This window comes from Fundidesulfovibrio butyratiphilus (genome assembly GCF_054657235.1).
Genome location: NZ_BAAHXA010000001.1, coordinates 1,698,418 through 1,713,396 on the forward strand (window position 1 = coordinate 1,698,418; position 14,979 = coordinate 1,713,396).

Annotated in this window: 16 protein-coding genes, 1 tRNA gene and 1 riboswitch; of the genes, 3 read left to right on the forward strand and 14 right to left on the reverse strand. The window is 62.3% G+C overall.

The window, feature by feature from the left end; genetic code table 11:
- Positions 1-35: 35 nt before the first annotated feature.
- Complete coding sequence (locus ACYQ01_RS07940; protein ID WP_459933296.1) at positions 36-476, forward strand: Fur family transcriptional regulator; 441 nt, start codon at positions 36-38, stop codon at positions 474-476.
- Positions 477-593: 117 nt separating this feature from the next.
- Here the strand turns inward: ACYQ01_RS07940 and ACYQ01_RS07945 are convergent, their stop codons facing one another.
- From ACYQ01_RS07945 to ACYQ01_RS07965, 5 genes are all read right to left on the reverse strand, one after another.
- Positions 594-1,100, reverse strand: coding sequence for a hypothetical protein (locus ACYQ01_RS07945; protein ID WP_459933297.1), 507 nt, complete (start codon positions 1,098-1,100; stop codon positions 594-596).
- Between the two features lie 9 nt (positions 1,101-1,109).
- The gene (locus ACYQ01_RS07950) at positions 1,110-1,412 is read right to left on the reverse strand and encodes a hypothetical protein (RefSeq protein WP_459933298.1); all 303 of its coding nucleotides are present in this window, start codon (positions 1,410-1,412) and stop codon (positions 1,110-1,112) included.
- Positions 1,409-2,011 carry an RNA polymerase sigma factor gene (locus tag ACYQ01_RS07955; RefSeq protein ID WP_459933299.1) on the reverse strand — a complete coding sequence of 201 codons (603 nt, stop codon included), beginning with the start codon at positions 2,009-2,011 and terminating at the stop codon, positions 1,409-1,411. Before ACYQ01_RS07955 ends, ACYQ01_RS07950 begins: the two co-directional genes overlap by 4 nt.
- A 440-nt stretch (positions 2,012-2,451) precedes the next feature.
- Positions 2,452-2,613, reverse strand: a complete 162-nt coding sequence (locus ACYQ01_RS07960) for a FeoB-associated Cys-rich membrane protein (protein ID WP_459933300.1) — start codon at positions 2,611-2,613, stop codon at positions 2,452-2,454.
- Between the two features lie 134 nt (positions 2,614-2,747).
- Positions 2,748-2,969, reverse strand: coding sequence for a FeoA family protein (locus tag ACYQ01_RS07965; protein ID WP_459933301.1), 222 nt, complete (start codon positions 2,967-2,969; stop codon positions 2,748-2,750).
- 297 nt (positions 2,970-3,266) lie between these two features.
- Between ACYQ01_RS07965 and ACYQ01_RS07970 the strand changes: the two genes are divergently transcribed.
- Complete coding sequence (locus ACYQ01_RS07970) at positions 3,267-4,166, forward strand: UshA-like (seleno)protein family 2 (protein WP_459933302.1); 900 nt, start codon at positions 3,267-3,269, stop codon at positions 4,164-4,166.
- Between the two features lie 131 nt (positions 4,167-4,297).
- Here ACYQ01_RS07970 and ACYQ01_RS07975 read toward each other — a convergent pair whose 3' ends face one another.
- The 9 genes from ACYQ01_RS07975 to ACYQ01_RS08015 form a co-directional block, all read right to left on the reverse strand.
- Positions 4,298-5,971 carry a methyl-accepting chemotaxis protein gene (locus ACYQ01_RS07975; RefSeq protein WP_459933303.1) on the reverse strand — a complete coding sequence of 558 codons (1,674 nt, stop codon included), beginning with the start codon at positions 5,969-5,971 and terminating at the stop codon, positions 4,298-4,300.
- Positions 5,972-6,091: 120 nt separating this feature from the next.
- Positions 6,092-6,547 carry a multiheme c-type cytochrome gene (locus ACYQ01_RS07980; RefSeq protein ID WP_459933304.1) on the reverse strand — a complete coding sequence of 152 codons (456 nt, stop codon included), beginning with the start codon at positions 6,545-6,547 and terminating at the stop codon, positions 6,092-6,094.
- A gap of 209 nt (positions 6,548-6,756) precedes the next feature.
- Positions 6,757-6,835: riboswitch (cyclic di-GMP riboswitch) on the reverse strand.
- 324 nt (positions 6,836-7,159) lie between these two features.
- On the reverse strand, positions 7,160-9,556 hold the full coding sequence (pheT, locus tag ACYQ01_RS07985) for a phenylalanine--tRNA ligase subunit beta (protein WP_459933305.1): 2,397 nt from the start codon (positions 9,554-9,556) through the stop codon (positions 7,160-7,162).
- 212 nt (positions 9,557-9,768) lie between these two features.
- Positions 9,769-10,818 carry a phenylalanine--tRNA ligase subunit alpha gene (gene pheS / locus ACYQ01_RS07990; protein WP_459933306.1) on the reverse strand — a complete coding sequence of 350 codons (1,050 nt, stop codon included), beginning with the start codon at positions 10,816-10,818 and terminating at the stop codon, positions 9,769-9,771.
- Positions 10,815-11,171, reverse strand: a complete 357-nt coding sequence (gene rplT / locus ACYQ01_RS07995; RefSeq protein ID WP_459933307.1) for a 50S ribosomal protein L20 — start codon at positions 11,169-11,171, stop codon at positions 10,815-10,817. The genes pheS and rplT overlap by 4 nt, the downstream gene beginning before the upstream one ends.
- 156 nt (positions 11,172-11,327) lie before the next feature.
- The gene (gene rpmI, locus ACYQ01_RS08000) at positions 11,328-11,525 is read right to left on the reverse strand and encodes a 50S ribosomal protein L35 (RefSeq protein WP_459933308.1); all 198 of its coding nucleotides are present in this window, start codon (positions 11,523-11,525) and stop codon (positions 11,328-11,330) included.
- A 59-nt stretch (positions 11,526-11,584) separates the two neighbouring features.
- Positions 11,585-12,112, reverse strand: coding sequence for a translation initiation factor IF-3 (gene infC / locus ACYQ01_RS08005; RefSeq protein WP_459933903.1), 528 nt, complete (start codon positions 12,110-12,112; stop codon positions 11,585-11,587).
- The gene (gene thrS, locus ACYQ01_RS08010) at positions 12,096-14,033 is read right to left on the reverse strand and encodes a threonine--tRNA ligase (RefSeq protein WP_459933309.1); all 1,938 of its coding nucleotides are present in this window, start codon (positions 14,031-14,033) and stop codon (positions 12,096-12,098) included. The genes infC and thrS overlap by 17 nt, the downstream gene beginning before the upstream one ends.
- 59 nt (positions 14,034-14,092) lie before the next feature.
- Positions 14,093-14,167: transfer RNA gene (locus ACYQ01_RS08015), tRNA-Val, on the reverse strand.
- A gap of 251 nt (positions 14,168-14,418) precedes the next feature.
- Between ACYQ01_RS08015 and ACYQ01_RS08020 the strand changes: the two genes are divergently transcribed.
- Entirely contained in the window at positions 14,419-14,970 is a 552-nt protein-coding gene (locus ACYQ01_RS08020; protein ID WP_459933310.1) for an NADPH-dependent FMN reductase, read from the forward strand.
- Positions 14,971-14,979: the final 9 nt, after the last annotated feature.

The following is a 14,979-nucleotide window of genomic DNA, read 5'->3' on the forward strand; positions in this document are numbered from 1 at the left end:
GCACCGCAACGTCTCTTTACAACCGGAGAGAAACCATGGCCGACGCGTATGCCACCTTCAGCGAATACGTCGCTTCCAAGCAGCTCAAGATGACGCCGCAACGCCGGCACATCCTCGACGTATTCCTCCAGCAGGAGGGACACGTCACGTCCGAGGAACTCTACGCCCAGGTCAAGAAAGACTACAAGACCATAGGCCAAGCCACAGTCTATCGCACCTTGAAGCTGCTCTCGGAATCGGGGTTGGCCAAGGAAGTGGACTTCGGCGACGGAATGACCCGCTACGAACAGCACCAGGGCAAGGCCCATCACGATCATCTCATCTGCGAAGTCTGCGGACTCAACGAGGAAATTTTCGACGAAACCATCGAGCGGCTTCAGGAGCAATTGGCCGAAAAGCACGGGTTTCTCCTGACGAGCCACAAAATGTATCTCTACGGCATTTGTCCCAAGTGTCAGGCGGCCAAAAAAAAATGACAGCCCGGAACTGCCGGACTGTCATTTCAGAAAGACGCTCCCTCCCGTGACCGCGCACTCGAACAGGCCGCCTAAAAAGTCGATTCGTGCAGCCAGCGAGGATTTTCCAACAGCCTGCTAAGGACGCGGACCGGGGCCGAACTCTCCGTCCGGCGGCCCAGGCGGCGGACCGCCCAACGGCCCCAAGGGAAGCGGCCCTCCTCCGGGCGGGGGAGGCGGCGGGCCGAAGCGATCATCCGGTGGAGGCGGAAAGCCCGCGTCTCGCATTTTCTTCATGCGCGCGATAAGTTCTTCCTGCTTGCGCCGCTGATCCGGCGTGAGATGCTGGGCGATCTTGGCCTGGTACTCGGTGAAAATGGCCTCCTCGGCTTTCTGGAAGGGCTTTCGGGCCTCATGGAGTTTTTCCACCATTTCCTCGACCACCGGCTTCAACTCGCTGACTTGTTCCTTGCTCAAATCCAGGTCGTGTTGCATATGGTCGAGCACCATGACCGGCATGGGCTTGTGGGGGGGGCGCTTGAACGGCTCCATCGGTCTGGCCAAAACCAGCAGCAGGAGCGCCCCCACCACGGCTCCGGTGAAAAATATGGCCGCGCCGGCCAGCCATGGTGAATATTTCGTCATCAAACGCCTCTACAACGTGAAGTAGTTCAAGAGCGACCCGCCGGCGACCAGCCAGTTCATGCCCGTCGCCTGCGTCGGAAGCGATCCCCGTGCGGCCATGATCGCCAGCACCCCCGCCACGGCCCAGCCGGAAAGCAGCAAAGGCCTGGCCACGCGCCAGAACATGCGCGAAAACACCGTGCCGGACTGACGATCGCCAACATGGGCCATCACCCTTCCCGTGAACCCAAGAGGCGGCTGCGCGTCGGAATCGGCCCTGAAAACACCCGACAGCAGGGCGTCGATTCGTTCTTCAGGGGTCATGCGGCTCATTGTTTCTCCTCCTGCGTCAACGCATCGAGTTTGCGGGCCATGGCCTTCCTGGCCCTGTGCATGCGCACCTTCACCTTTTCCACGCTCCAGCCGAGCATCTGGGCGATTTCGGCCGTGTCGTGTTCCTGTACGTAATACAGCCCCAGGGCGATGCGGTCCTCGGGCTTGAGATCTTCCATGAGCCGGGCCACCAGGGCCTTGGCTTCCCGCGCGCGTGACAAGGCTTCGAAGCGCTCGCGCGAGTCGGCGGTCAGCAGGTCGTCCAGCCAGGTGGCCGACTGTTCCTGCGCGGCATCGAGGCTGAGCGTGCGCCGGTTCTGGCCCGTACGCCAATGGCGGATGCACCAGCGGGACGCTATGGCATACAACCAGGACTTGAAGGCCTCGGGCGAACGCAGTTGCTCCAATTTTTCATAGGCCTGCACAAAGCTTTCCTGGGCGGCCTCCGCCACCTCGCACGTCGGCAGATGCCGACCGAGGTAGGCGAACAACGGTCCCTGATGGCGTTCGACCAGCACGGCGAAGGCTTGCGTGTCGCCTTCAAGCGTCCGCTGAACGGCTTGCGCGTCGGACAGCGCCGGTTTCCCAGTATGTTTCATGTGTCCCTTGGCCGCAAGCCCCGTCGGTTCGACGCCCGCTCCCTGCAAGACCCGCCGGGTTCGCGCCCGACGCTTGGCGATGGTGTTTGTGGGTCCCAGGGGGGAGCTCCCCCCTGGGCTTGAGCAAGAAGGACTCCCCTCCCCCTTGCGTCAGGACCCATGGCGCGTCGCCCTGCGCATCCGGGTCTTCGTATTCATTGGAGCCACGGACGGGCGCGGCGGTTACGTCCTTTTTTACAGGCAAAGCCCCCCTTCGACAATGTGCAGTCGCGATTTTCTCTTCCCCTCGGCGTGGGACCGAAAGGCCACGTTCCGCACCACCCGGCAGGCCCCGGCGCGTACTCGCCTCCCACAACGAAAACGTCCCCACCCGTCGCACTCTGCCGGATGGGGACGCCTATGCATGCGTCGGGCTGTTCGCTCTTTCGCTTGCGAACCGTTTATTCCTTCGGTTTGTCGTCCAAACTTTTTCTTGAATCCCTCACCGAGCAACTGCATCCCGGAGGACAACTGGCGCATCCTCCACTCTTCCTGGTGAAGCGAACCACCAAAAACGCCACCGCCGCCAATATGGCGACGCTCACGACAATCGTATCCAACATGGTTTTTTCCTCCCCAGGCGATCCGGTGAAACAATCCCGTCGAGCTTTTCCAGGGTCGTTTCGGCCGCCTTCGCGCGCAAGCCTTCACGCCTCGCTAGGACACGCCACCGCCTGGGCCGTTTCGGATCGACCGGTCAGGGTAATTCCTTGACCATGACCTCTCTGGCCAGATTGTCCCCCAGGCAGACTTCCCCACCGCGCACGCGCAGTCGGCATCCTCCGCCTCGGCCGCAGACCCTCGCTTCCACGCCAGGGGTGAGCCCCATGGCGCACAGCCTGCACCGGCACCGGGAATCTCGACAGAGGGAAACGATGCGCACCCTGCTGCCTTCCTGACATTGATTGAGCGGGACCATGGGATCTCCTTTCTCGTTGCTTACGCGAGAGAAATAGTGCAATTGAGAATCAATGTCAATACGCACCCTCAACATTGCCCCGTCCGCCCGTGCCCTCGCCTTTGCCACGCGGTGATAGATACCGCAAATCCCATACATTTATTCTCTGGATAAGTGCTTGCCGACGTGGCATAGAAAGCCACCGCCGGTCCGATGTCCGGTCCGGCCCGCCCCTTCCGGACGCGCCAGCCCCCGACGGCCGCGGCAAGGTCATGCGACGCGCACCGGATGCAAACTCGCTTAAGGAAGGAGAGCTTCATGCGCGCAGTTGTCAGCCTCGTTCTCGCTTTGACGGTGTTTGCCGCCATACCCCAGGCGGCCTCGGCCGACCCCCTGGTTTCCCTGTTCTTCAGCGCCAATGACGGCGGAACGTTCATCCCCTGCCCTGTCTGCGGCAACAAGGCCCTGGGGGGCTTGCCCAGGCGAGCCACGCTTTTCGAAAGAATCCGGGCCAACGCCGAAGCCAGCCGCTGGTCGGTGTTCGTGGCGGGTCCCTACGAATTCCTGGCCGCGGACGGTCAGGAGGAACCCGAGAACCAAGCCTGGCCGGCCCTGGTCAAGGCCTTCGACCGCCTGGGATACCAGGCCGGCGCGCTCGGCTCCCGCGAGGCCAAGATGTTGGCCGATCGCGGTCTCGCCCCGCCCACCGGTTGGAAGACCCTCTCGAACAAGGTCCAAAGCCAGGTGATCGACGTGCCGAACGGCAAAATCGGTTTGATCTTTTTCCCCGAACTCAAGGACCCCAAGGCCGATCCCTCCGTGTCCGCCATCGAGGCCGTGGAGCGGGAAGCCGCCAGCATCCGCCCCACGGTCAACCTGGTGGTGGGCGTGAGCGGTTGGGGCGTGCGCGGTGAGGAAATCTATCTCGCCAAGGCCAAGCCCGTGCTGCATGTGCTGCTGGGCGCTGGCGATGGCGTGGGTTTTTCGGCCCGTTCCGAAGCGGATGGCAAGACGCTGTGGATGCGCTCCTACACCAAGGGACGCGCCATCTACGAACTCGACGTGCGCACCTGGCCCACGGGCGAGGATTTCGCCTGGACTCCGGGCGTGCAGTTCGCCACCCAGGCCATTCCCCTGGACGTGCACTTTCCCGACGCCCCCTGGGCCGTCGACTTGTTCAAGGGTGTTCCCACCCCCTCCGACACGTCCAAGCAGTAGAAGGGCTTGCCCCGACGGCCAGGGGGAAAACCCGGCCGGGCGTAACCCAAAGCAAACCCGCGACGCAATTTCCTTGCGCGCGGGTTTGCTTTTCGTGATGCGGACGCCAACCGGCGTCTCGCTACAGGCGGCTACCTCAAAGCCAAAGGCGCGATCTTTTCGGCACTTCCATCCCGCTTCAATTCTTCGATAAGCTTTTTGAGCACCTGCGCCTGCCGGGCCAGTTCCTCCACGCCCTCCGATGCGGCACGCATCGCCAGGGACGTCCCGGAGCAGATCGCGTTCACCCCGTCGATGTTGCTGTTGATCTCGGCGCTGGCCGTGGTGTGCTGTTCCGAAGCGATGGCGATGGTCCGCACCTGGTCCGTGGCCAACCCCACCAGGCGCACGATGCTGGCCAGGGCTTCCCCGGACTCGTTGGCCAGGGCCGTGGCTTCCTCGATGGTTTTGACCGTGCTCTCCACGCTATCGATGTTGGAACGCGTCCCCTCCTGGATGTTGTGAATGGCCTGCCCCACTTCCTTGGTGGCGCTCATGGTCTTTTCGGCCAATTTGCGCACTTCGTCGGCCACCACGGCAAAACCGCGCCCGGCTTCGCCGGCCCTGGCCGCCTCGATGGCGGCGTTGAGCGCCAAAAGGTTGGTCTGGTCCGCGATGTCCGAAATCACGTTTATGATCTGGCCGATGCCCAGGGCCTGTTCGCCCAGAGAGGACATGCCTTCCTTCATGGTCAAGGCCTGGCGTTGCAGGTGGTCGATCCCCCGCACCACCTGGTTGACCACCCTGGCGCCATTTTCGGCCTGGCCTCTGGCCTGGTCCGTGGTTTCGGCGGCCTGGGCCGCATTGCGCGACACTTCGAGCACCGTGTCGTTCATCCGCTCCATGGCCGTGGCCACTTCGCTCGTCCGGCCCGCCTGCTCATTGGTGCCCTGACTGGACTGGGTAATCTGCTCATAAAGCTTTTCGGACGTGGACGTGAGAATTTCGGTCACGTCCTCAAGTTGGCACGCCGCATCCAATCGTCCGGCCTGGGTCGCGCGTTCGGCCTCCTGCCTGGCCGATTCCACGTCGGCCAACGCGTTTTCGATGCGCGCTGTTTTTTCCGACAACTCCCGGTTGGAGATGTCGGCCTCCTGCATCATCGTCTTGATGTGTTCGAGCATCGTATGCAACGACAAGGACAGTTGGCCGATTTCGTCTTCCCGCCGCGAATGGAAATTCACGCTGAAATCGCCGGACGCGATCCTGTTCGCCAATTGGGCCAGGCAGCGTATGGGATTCACGCAGATCTTGCGAATGATCAAAATGCTGGCGGTGACCAGAAGCACCAGTCCGACCAGGCCCACGCCGGTCGAGACGTACGTCTGGCGCCGCATGAGGCTCCACTGGCTGGACACGTCCGTCAGGACCACCAACTGGCCTACGAACGCGTGTGAACTGCCGTGGCAGTGATGACAGCGCGCTTCGTTGGGAATGCTGATGACCCGGGCCAGCATGTCGCGTCCGTTTTCCCGCACGAAGACGGTCTCGCGAACCGACTGTTTGAGACCGCGCCGATGCAACTCCTTCAGTGTGTCCCCCTGCAGGAGGCTGCCAAAATCCTTGCGAATCGTCGCGGCGTCGGTACTGTAGGTGACGTTTCCGGAATACGACGTCAGGTAGACGGACATATCCTTGAATTTGCGTTTGATCGTGGCAAATTCGAGCATTGTGGCGTTGTTGTCTCCCACCAGCATGGGTTTTTCGATACCAATGAAGGCCAGATCCGCCTCGGTTTCGGCGGCATGACGTATCTGCTGTTGCAATAGTGTGTTAACATTGAAAGCGTCTATGGCAACGATCGCGGAAACGACCACACAGGAAATACAAACGACCGACAACGTGACTTTTGCACTGATTGATTTTGCGACTTTCATGACGGCTTCCTAGTGAGCGCCCGAATACAGCAACGGCTTGAACCGAAAGCTTTCCACCCGCTGGCTGTTGTGACACTCGGTGCAAACTTTTTCCGAAGGACGCCTGACGATCGAACTTTTTTCACCGGTGTCGCAATGTTCGCTCCCCGGGGAATGGCAGGTTTCACACCCCACCTGGGCCATATCAGGCGTCTCTTGCCGACTCACGAATCCGCCCTGCTGGCCGTACCCCGTGGTGTGGCATTTATAGCACTGTTTGACTTCTTCGCTTGTCAGCTTGGGAAGCATCAGGGAAAGAGTTTCCCAGGAATTTGCTTTTTTGGAATACTTGGTGAAATTCTTATACTGTTCTTCGTGGCATTCGGCGCAACGCGCAGAGCCGACATAATATCGCCCTTTGGCATGGGCAACGGTAGCTGCGGAACAGACCGCTACGATAAAGACTCCTATCGTCCAACATTTCATAACTGGCGACACTCCTTTCGGAACGCAGTGGGCCGGCTCCGTTTCGGCCAAGAAAAGCTCTGCGAATATCCTCCCTGACGATCTGCCGTCATGCCTTTTCGGTCACGTCGCGGTGTCAGTGGTCCAACGGCATGTCGGCTCCGCTGCCTCGTCCAGCAACGCAGCGAAAAAATTATGAAAAAAGCCGCCAAGAAACCCTGTACATTCTCCTTGGCGGCCTGGCTGTCTCAAACCGAGACCCATGGCTTTCCGTCACACCACCTCACGGTGGGGTTGGCTTTTTCAGTTTGTCTATCGGGTAGTCTGCACTTGACTTTTTTGTCAAGGCAAAACGCTTTGTAATTGCACGGGATAAAGATGTAACGTTCTTTTTCCGTTCTTCTTGTTACGCTTTGCCTTGAGAGTGTCGTTCATGATCCTTCGCTGTTGCACGCTCTTTCAACCGCTCCAACCCCCGAACAAAAATGCACACCGCAACTCTCTCGGAAGCACGCGTCGTTGCCGGGGAATCGGACCTGCAAGGCTTTGCGAAAAACAAACGCAAAACGGGGGAAGGGCCGTCCCGCAGGACCGCCTTTCCCCCGTTGTCATGCACTGTGTCCGAGGCTTTCGCTATTGAAAACGCACCGGCAGGCTCTTCGTCAAGGCCTTGCACAACGCCTGATGTACGGAATCAACTTCCTTGTCCTTCAGGGTGCGGTCGGCGTGCCGATACGTCAAACGGAAGGTAACGTTCTTTTCCGGCTTGCCCTCGGGTTCGAACAGGTCGATGACGGCCACGTCTTCGAGCAGCGCGGGCCGATCCTGATCCACGCCGGCCAACATGGCGCCGACAGCCAGATCGCGAGGGGCCACCAGGGTCATGTCGCGACGCACGGGGGGGAACTTGGGCAGGCCGGCGTACACGATTTTTTTGCGATTATGCAGGGAGAACAGGGCCTCGGCGTCGAGTTCGGCCATCCAGAGCGGTCCCTTGGCCTCATACGACTCGGCCACGTCCGGCAGCACGCGGCCGAAGCAGCCGATGGAAACGCCCGCGACCGTTGCCTCCACGCAGGGCAGCAGCCAGGGATGATCCTTGATCTGAACGAAGACGGCTTCCGGCAGACCGAGCGAGCGCACCAGGTGCTCCACCAGCCCTTTGAGGTCCATATAGTCGGTTTTTTCGTCCGGCCAGGGATATCCGGAGAACCGGGCGCCGTAGAGCGCCACTCCCAGCCGCTCGGATTCACGGACCGTGGTTTCGCTGTCCCGGTCGGCGGTAAAGACCTTGGCGAGTTCGAACAGGCGCAAGTTGCCGTTGCCCTGGGTGAGGTTGGCCCGCACGCTGCGCAACAGTCCGGCGGCCAGGGCCGTACGCATGACGCCCTGGTCTTCGGAAAGGGGGTTGGCCACGGGCACGCGTCCCTCGCCGGTCAGGCCCAAAAGGTCCAGATCCTGGGGCGAAACGAAACTGTAGTTCACGGTCTCGCGCAGGCCCGCGCCCACGGCCCAGGCGCGCAAGCGGCGCTGGAAGGGATAGGTCGCGCCCAGGGTGTCGGTCACGGTCATGGTCTTGGCCAGATGGGGTAGCACGGCCGGAATGCGGTCCATGCCGTAGACCCGGCCGACCTCTTCGACCAGATCCTCTTCGCGCTCCAGGTCCACGCGGCAGGGGGCCGGGACCACGCTCCAGGGCTGGCCGGGCTTGATGGTCACGTCGCAGGCCAGGTTTTGCAGGGTCTTGCGGCAGAATTCCGGGGTCATCTCCACGCCCAAAAGGGCGGTGGCGCGCTCGGGGCGGAAGGAAATCACCGGGCTTTTCCACGGCTTGGGTTCGTGTCCCACGATTCCCGGCAGCAACCTGGCCCCGGAAAGTTCGGCCATGAGAGCGGCGGCGCGATTCAGGGCGAAAAGCGATCCGGGCTGATCCACCCCGCGCTCGAAACGGTAGGACGACTCGCTGGAAAGTCCCAGGCGACGGGCGGTCTTGCGAATTGTGGCCGGATTGAACACCGCGCATTCGAGAAGCACGTCGGAGCTGCGGTCGTTGATTTCGGTGTTTTCCCCGCCCATGACGCCGGCCAGGGCCACGGTTTTGGCCTGGTCGCAGATGGTGAGGTCGCGGGCGGTGAGGATGCGTTCCTGCCCGTCCAGCGTGGTGAAGCGTTGTCCTTCCTGGGCCAGTCGGACGCTGATCACGTCGCCGGCCAGGAGCGACCGGTCAAAGGCGTGCAGGGGCTGCCCGAGTTCGAGCATAACGTAGTTGGTCACGTCCACGAGGTTGTTGACCGGACGCTGGCCCACGGCGCGCAGCCGGTACCGCATGGGCGCGGGGCTGGGAAGAAGCTCCGCTCCGCGCAGGATGCGGGCGCGGTACACCGGGCACTGGTCGGGCTCGGGAATCTCGATGCGCACCAGGCTCTGGCAGTCCGGGCCCTGTTCGACCAGGCGGACCTTGGGCAGGGAGAGCGGCAGATCGAAGGCCAGGGCGGTTTCGCGCGCGATGCCCAGCACCGACAGGCAGTCGGCCCGGTTGGGCGTGATGGAGATTTCCAGCACGTCCGTATCCAGCCCCAGAGCTTCGGTGAGCCCGCTCCCCGGAGTGGGCTGGCCTTCCAGCACCAGGATGCCGGCGCTCGTGTCGGCAAGCCCCAGCTCCGACTCGGAGCAGATCATGCCGTGGGACTCCACGCCCCGGATGGCGCTTTTCTTGATTTTGATCCCGCCGGGCAACTCGGTCCCGATGGTGGCCACGGGCACGTACTGGCCGGCGGCCACGTTGGGCGCGCCGCAGACGATGGTCAAGGGATCTCCCCGGCCCACGTCCACGGTGCAGACCGAGAGCTTGTCCGCGCCGGGGTGCTTGTCCCGTGTGAGCACATGGCCCACCACAACCTGCTCGCAGGCGGCGAAGGGGCGGTGGATTCCTTCGACCTCCAGCCCCAGCATGGTCAGCCGGTCGGCAAGGGTCGTGACGGAGCCTTCGTAGGGGACGAATTCACGCAGCCAATTGAGGGAAAGAAGCATGGACAAGGCCTCCGGTGACGTGGGGCGGACCGGGGCGCGATCTTGCCCGCACGGCGATGTCTTAAGTGCCTGGCGTGGGGTATGGGATCCGGCGGCCTGGCGAAAATCCTTTCGGTGTTGTCGTCAACCGTTTCCGGCCGAAAAACGCAGGTCCCGGCTCGGTCCGGATTGGGCCGGGCGTGAGCCCCTCCCGCCGGACGCGGACCGGGAACCTAGGAAAACTGGCTCAGAAAACGCACGTCGTTTTCGAAGAACAGGCGCAGGTCTCCCACCTGATACTTGAGCATGGTCACCCGCTCCACCCCCATGCCGAAGGCGAAGCCCGAATAGCGCTGGGGATCGACATCCACGGCGTTCAGCACGTTGGGGTCGATCATGCCGCAGCCCAGGATTTCCACCCAGCCGGTGGACTTGCACACCCGGCAGGTTTCGCCATCCACATGGCCCTTGCCGCCGCACATCACGCAAGAGATGTCCACTTCGGCGCTGGGCTCCGTGAAGGGAAAGAAACTGGGGCGAAAGCGCACCCGGGTGTCCGGGCCGAAAATCTTGCGCACAAAATAGGTCAGCGTGCCCCGCAGATGGGCCATGGTCACGCCCTCGCCCACGAGCATGCCCTCGATCTGGTGGAACATGGGCGAGTGGGTGAGGTCGGAATCGCGCCGGTACACCCGCCCCGGAGCCACCACGCCCACGGGCGGACGACGCGAGAGCAGGGTGCGAATCTGCAGGGGCGAGGTGTGCGTGCGCAGCAGCACGTCCTCGGTGATATAGAGGGTGTCCTGCATATCGCGCGCGGGGTGTTCGGGAGGAAAATTCAGGGCTTCGAAATTGTAGTAGTCGGTCTCGATTTCGGGACCGCTCACCACGTCGAAGCCCATGCCCGCGAACACCTGGCAGATTTCGTCCGAAACCTGGGTCAGGGGATGGGCTCCGCCCACGGCGGGAGCGCGTCCCGGCAGGGTCGGGTCGAAATCGGCCAGCCATGCGGCTTCCTGGGTCCGGGTCAACTCGGTCAGGCGCAGGGTGTGCCAGGCGGTGAGTTGCTCCTTCAGGGAGTTGGCCTCCTGTCCGGCCTGGCGCTTTTCCTCGCTGGAAAGCCCGGGCAGGCGGGACATGATCTCGGCCAGGCGGCCTTTGCGTCCCAGAAAGCTCACGCGAAGCTCTTCCAGGGCCGAAAACGACTCGGCCCCGGAAAGAGCGTGCCTGGCTTCGGCCCTCAGGGCGGCCAGCGCCTCGGTAAGGGCCTGGGCCTCGCTCATGCGTTCACCTTGGCTTTGGCCATTTCCGCGAGCTTGGCGAAGCCGGCCTTTTCCCGAACGGCCATGTCGGCGAGCACCTTGCGGTTGAGCTCGACACCGGCCAGGGACAGCCCGCGAATGAACTGGCCGTAGTTCAGGCCATGCTCACGGGCGGCGGCGTTGATGCGCATGATCCACAGTTTGCGGAACTCGCGCTTCTTGACCTTGCGATCGCGGTAGGAATAGGCCATGGCCCGTTCGACGTTCTCGCGCGCGGTTTCGTACAGAACCGAGCGCGCGCCAACGAACCCCTTGGCCATCTTGAGAAACTTCTTGTGCCGCTTGTGGGCGGCTTGTCCGCGTTTGACACGCATGGATGCGTCCTCCTTGGGAAAAAGACGGCCGGGGTCGACCCCGCGCGTTCGCCGCCTTTGAAAACGTAATTCGTCTGCGCCTCGAAAGCTCCCGCGCGGACCCGGCCAGGGCCGTTTCCGTCCGGGCCGTATTCGTCCTCGCCGGTCGCCTACCGGCTAGGCGTAGGGCAGCATGCGCCGGAGCGAACGCTCGTTGGCGCTGTCCACGATGGCGGGCTGACCCAGGGTGCGTTTGCGCTTGGCGCTCTTCTTGGTCAGAATGTGGCGCAGGTTCTGGCGACGGCGGCGGAACTTGCCGGTGCCGGTGACGCTGAAACGCTTGGCCGCGCTCTTGTTGCTCTTCATCTTGGGCATGTCGTCCTCCTCGAAAAATTCGTGCGCCGGAGCGCATAGGCAGGCCAAACCTGCGAACGCTATTTCTTCTTGACCAGCGGGGCCAGCATCAAATGCATGACCCTGCCCTCGAAACGAGGCTCCTGCTCCACCTTGGCGATTTCGGTCAGGTCCTGGACGATGCGCTCGAGCAGGGAAGCCCCCCTGTCTTTATGCACCACCTCTCGCCCCCTGAAGAAAACCGAAACCTTGCACCGGTCGCCCTCTTCGAGAAAACGGCGGATGTGCTTGACCTTGGTCAGGTAGTCATGCTCGTCGGTCTTGGGTCGGACTTTTATTTCCTTGACCTGGATGACCGTCGACTTCTTGCGGGCTTCCTGCTGCTTCTTTTGCTGCTGGTATTTATATTTCCCGTAATCCATGATCCGGCAGACGGGCGGATCGGCCTGCGCGGCCACCTCCACCAAGTCAAGCCCCTTTTCCTGGGCTTGGCGCAGGGCGTCGATGGTGGGCATGATGCCCAGTTGCTGGCCGTCGTCCGCTATAACCCGCACTTCACGGGCGCGGATCTGATGGTTGCAGCGGGCGGAGTCACTGGCAGAAGTTATAGCGCATACCTCCTCGTTTAAAAGGCGCCTGGCATGCCTCGGCGATGGCCTCGGCCACCTGCTCGATGCTCATAAGCCCCAGGTTTTCACCGGAGCGCAGACGCACGTTCACGGCCCCCTTTTCCTTTTCCTGGTCGCCAATGACCAGCATGTAGGGGACCTTCTCCAATTGGGCTTCGCGCACCTTGTAGCCGAGCTTCTCGTTGCGAAGGTCGGCCACGGCGCGGATGCCCCGCTCCTTGAGCTCCTGCTCGACAAAGCGAGCGTGGGCGTCATGGGCGTCGGTCACGGTGAGGATCTTGGCCTGCACCGGAGCCAGCCAAATGGGCAAGGCACCGGCCGTATGCTCGATGAGCACACCCAGGAATCTCTCGACCGCGCCCAAAATGACCCGGTGCAACATGACCGGGCGGTGGCGCTCGCCATCGGCGCCCGTGTACACCAGGTCGAAGCGTTCCGGCAAGGTGAAGTCGCACTGCACCGTGGCACACTGCCAACGTCGGTCCAGGGCGTCCTTGAGTTTGATGTCGATCTTGGGGCCGTAGAACGCGCCGTCGCCGGCGTTGATCTTGTAGGGCAGGCCGGCGGCGTTCAGGGCCTCGATCAGGGCGTTGGTGGCCAACTCCCAGTTTTCGTCCGAGCCGATGGACTTTTCCGGCCGCGTGGACAACTCGGCCTCGAACTCGAAGTCGAACAGGCCCACCACGTCGCGCACGAAGTTGATGACCCCGATGATTTCTTCCTGCAACTGGTCCGGACGGCAGATGATGTGGGCGTCGTCCTGGGTAAACTGGCGCACGCGCAGCAGCCCGTGCAGAACGCCGGACTTTTCGTGACGGTGCACCACGCCCAGCTCGAAATAGCGCTGGGGCAGGTCACGGTAGGAGCGCACCCGCGATTTGTAGATGATCATGTGCGACAGGCAGTTCATGGGCTTGATGCCGTAGGCCTGTTCGTCGATCTCGGTGAAATACATGTTTTCGCGGTAATTGTCGTAGTGACCCGACCGCTCCCACAATTCGCGCTTGAGCAGTTGCGGCCCCTGCACGATGTGGTAGCCCCGGCGCAGGTGTTCCTTGCGCTCGAAGTCTTCGAGAATGGTGCGCACCAGCGCGCCGTTGGGATGCCAGATCACCATGCCCGCTCCCGCTTCTTCGGAAAAGCTGAACATGTCGAGTTGGGTTCCCAGACGCCGATGGTCGCGCCGTTTGGCTTCCTCGATATGGTGCAGGTACTTCTTGAGCGCGTTCGGATCGGCGAAGGCCGTGCCGTAGATGCGGGTGAGCATGGGACGCTTTTCGTCCCCGCGCCAGTAGGCCCCGGCCACATGGGTCAGCTTCACCGCACCCAGAAACCGCGTGGACGGCACGTGGGGGCCGCGGCACAAATCCGTGAACTGCCCCTGGCTGTAAAGATTGACGGTGTCGCCGGGGATGTCGGCCAGCACCTCGAGCTTGTAGTCCTCCCCCATCTTCTTGAACAGGGCCTGGGCGTCCTCCTTGGACACGGCCCGGCAAAAGAACGGATGATCGGCCTGCACGAGCTCTTTCATGCGGGCTTCGATGGCTTCCAGATCTTCGGGGGTAAAGGGACGCGCGAAAGCGAAATCGTAGTAGAAACCGTTCTCGATGGCCGGACCGATGGTCACCTGGGCGGTCGGGTACAGAGCCTTGACCGCCTCGGCCATGACGTGGGCCGCGCTGTGACGCACGACCTCAAGCCCCTCGGGGCTGTCGGCCGCGACCGGGACGAGCTCCTCGCAATCCTGAGGCGCGACGGCGCTCAGATCAAGAAGACGTTCGCCGCAGCGGGCCACCACGGTGTTCTTGAAAGCCTTTTTCGACAGGGCCTTGGCCAGCACTTGGCCAACGCAATCGCCAGGCGCCACGTCCACCATGCCTTCACCGACGCGGATTTGCACGGCCTTCTCTCCATCCGTCTATAAAAAAGGGAGGCAGGGCCTCCCTTTGGGGTTTTTCCTGGTAGGACCGAGGGGATTTGAACCCCTGACCCCTTGCGCGTCAAGCAAGTGCTCTCCCCCTGAGCTACGGTCCTCCGAAATGCAAAAGGAGACGGTGAACTACCCCCGGAACCGGAAACTGTCAAGCGATTCGGAAAATTTTTTCGTCTATCCCTCGCATCCGGGGTCCCCCCGGCGGGTGGGCCCTCTTCCGCTCGCGACCGCCCGCCCTGTTTGACCGGCTATTTGCCCGGCCCGCCTTGTCAAACCGTCACCGGATGCTTAATCAGACTTTTTCCGTATAGTCTTTTACCATTCAATGGAACCTTTCATCCAGGAGCGCAACATGTCGCAATACCCCATAGCCGTCGTGGTCGGCAGTCTCCGTCGCGAATCCTTCAACCGCAAGCTGGCCTCGGCCCTGGCCAAACTGGGCCCCTCGGAGTTCGATTTCCGCCAGGTCTCCATCGCGGACCTCCCGCTCTACAACCAGGACGACGACGACAACCAGGCCGAATCGGTCAAACGCTTCAAGGCGCAAATCGCCGAGGCCAAGGCGGTGTTGTTCGTCACGCCCGAATACAACCGCTCCGTTCCGGGTGTGCTGAAAAACGCGCTCGACCACGGTTCGCGGCCCTACGGCCAAGGCGTGTGGGGCGGCAAGCCGGCCGGGATCGTGGGCGTGTCGCCCGGGGCCATGGGCACGGCCATGGCCCAACAGCACCTGCGCAACGTGCTGTCCTTTCTGGACATGCCCACTCTGAGCCAGCCCGAATGCTTTCTTCAGGCCAAGGACACCCTGTTCGACGCCGCAGGGGACATCGGCCCGGACAGCCGGCCCTTTCTCCAGGCCTGGATGGACCGTTTCGCGGCCTGGGTGAAAAAACACGCGGCCTGACGCGCCCGT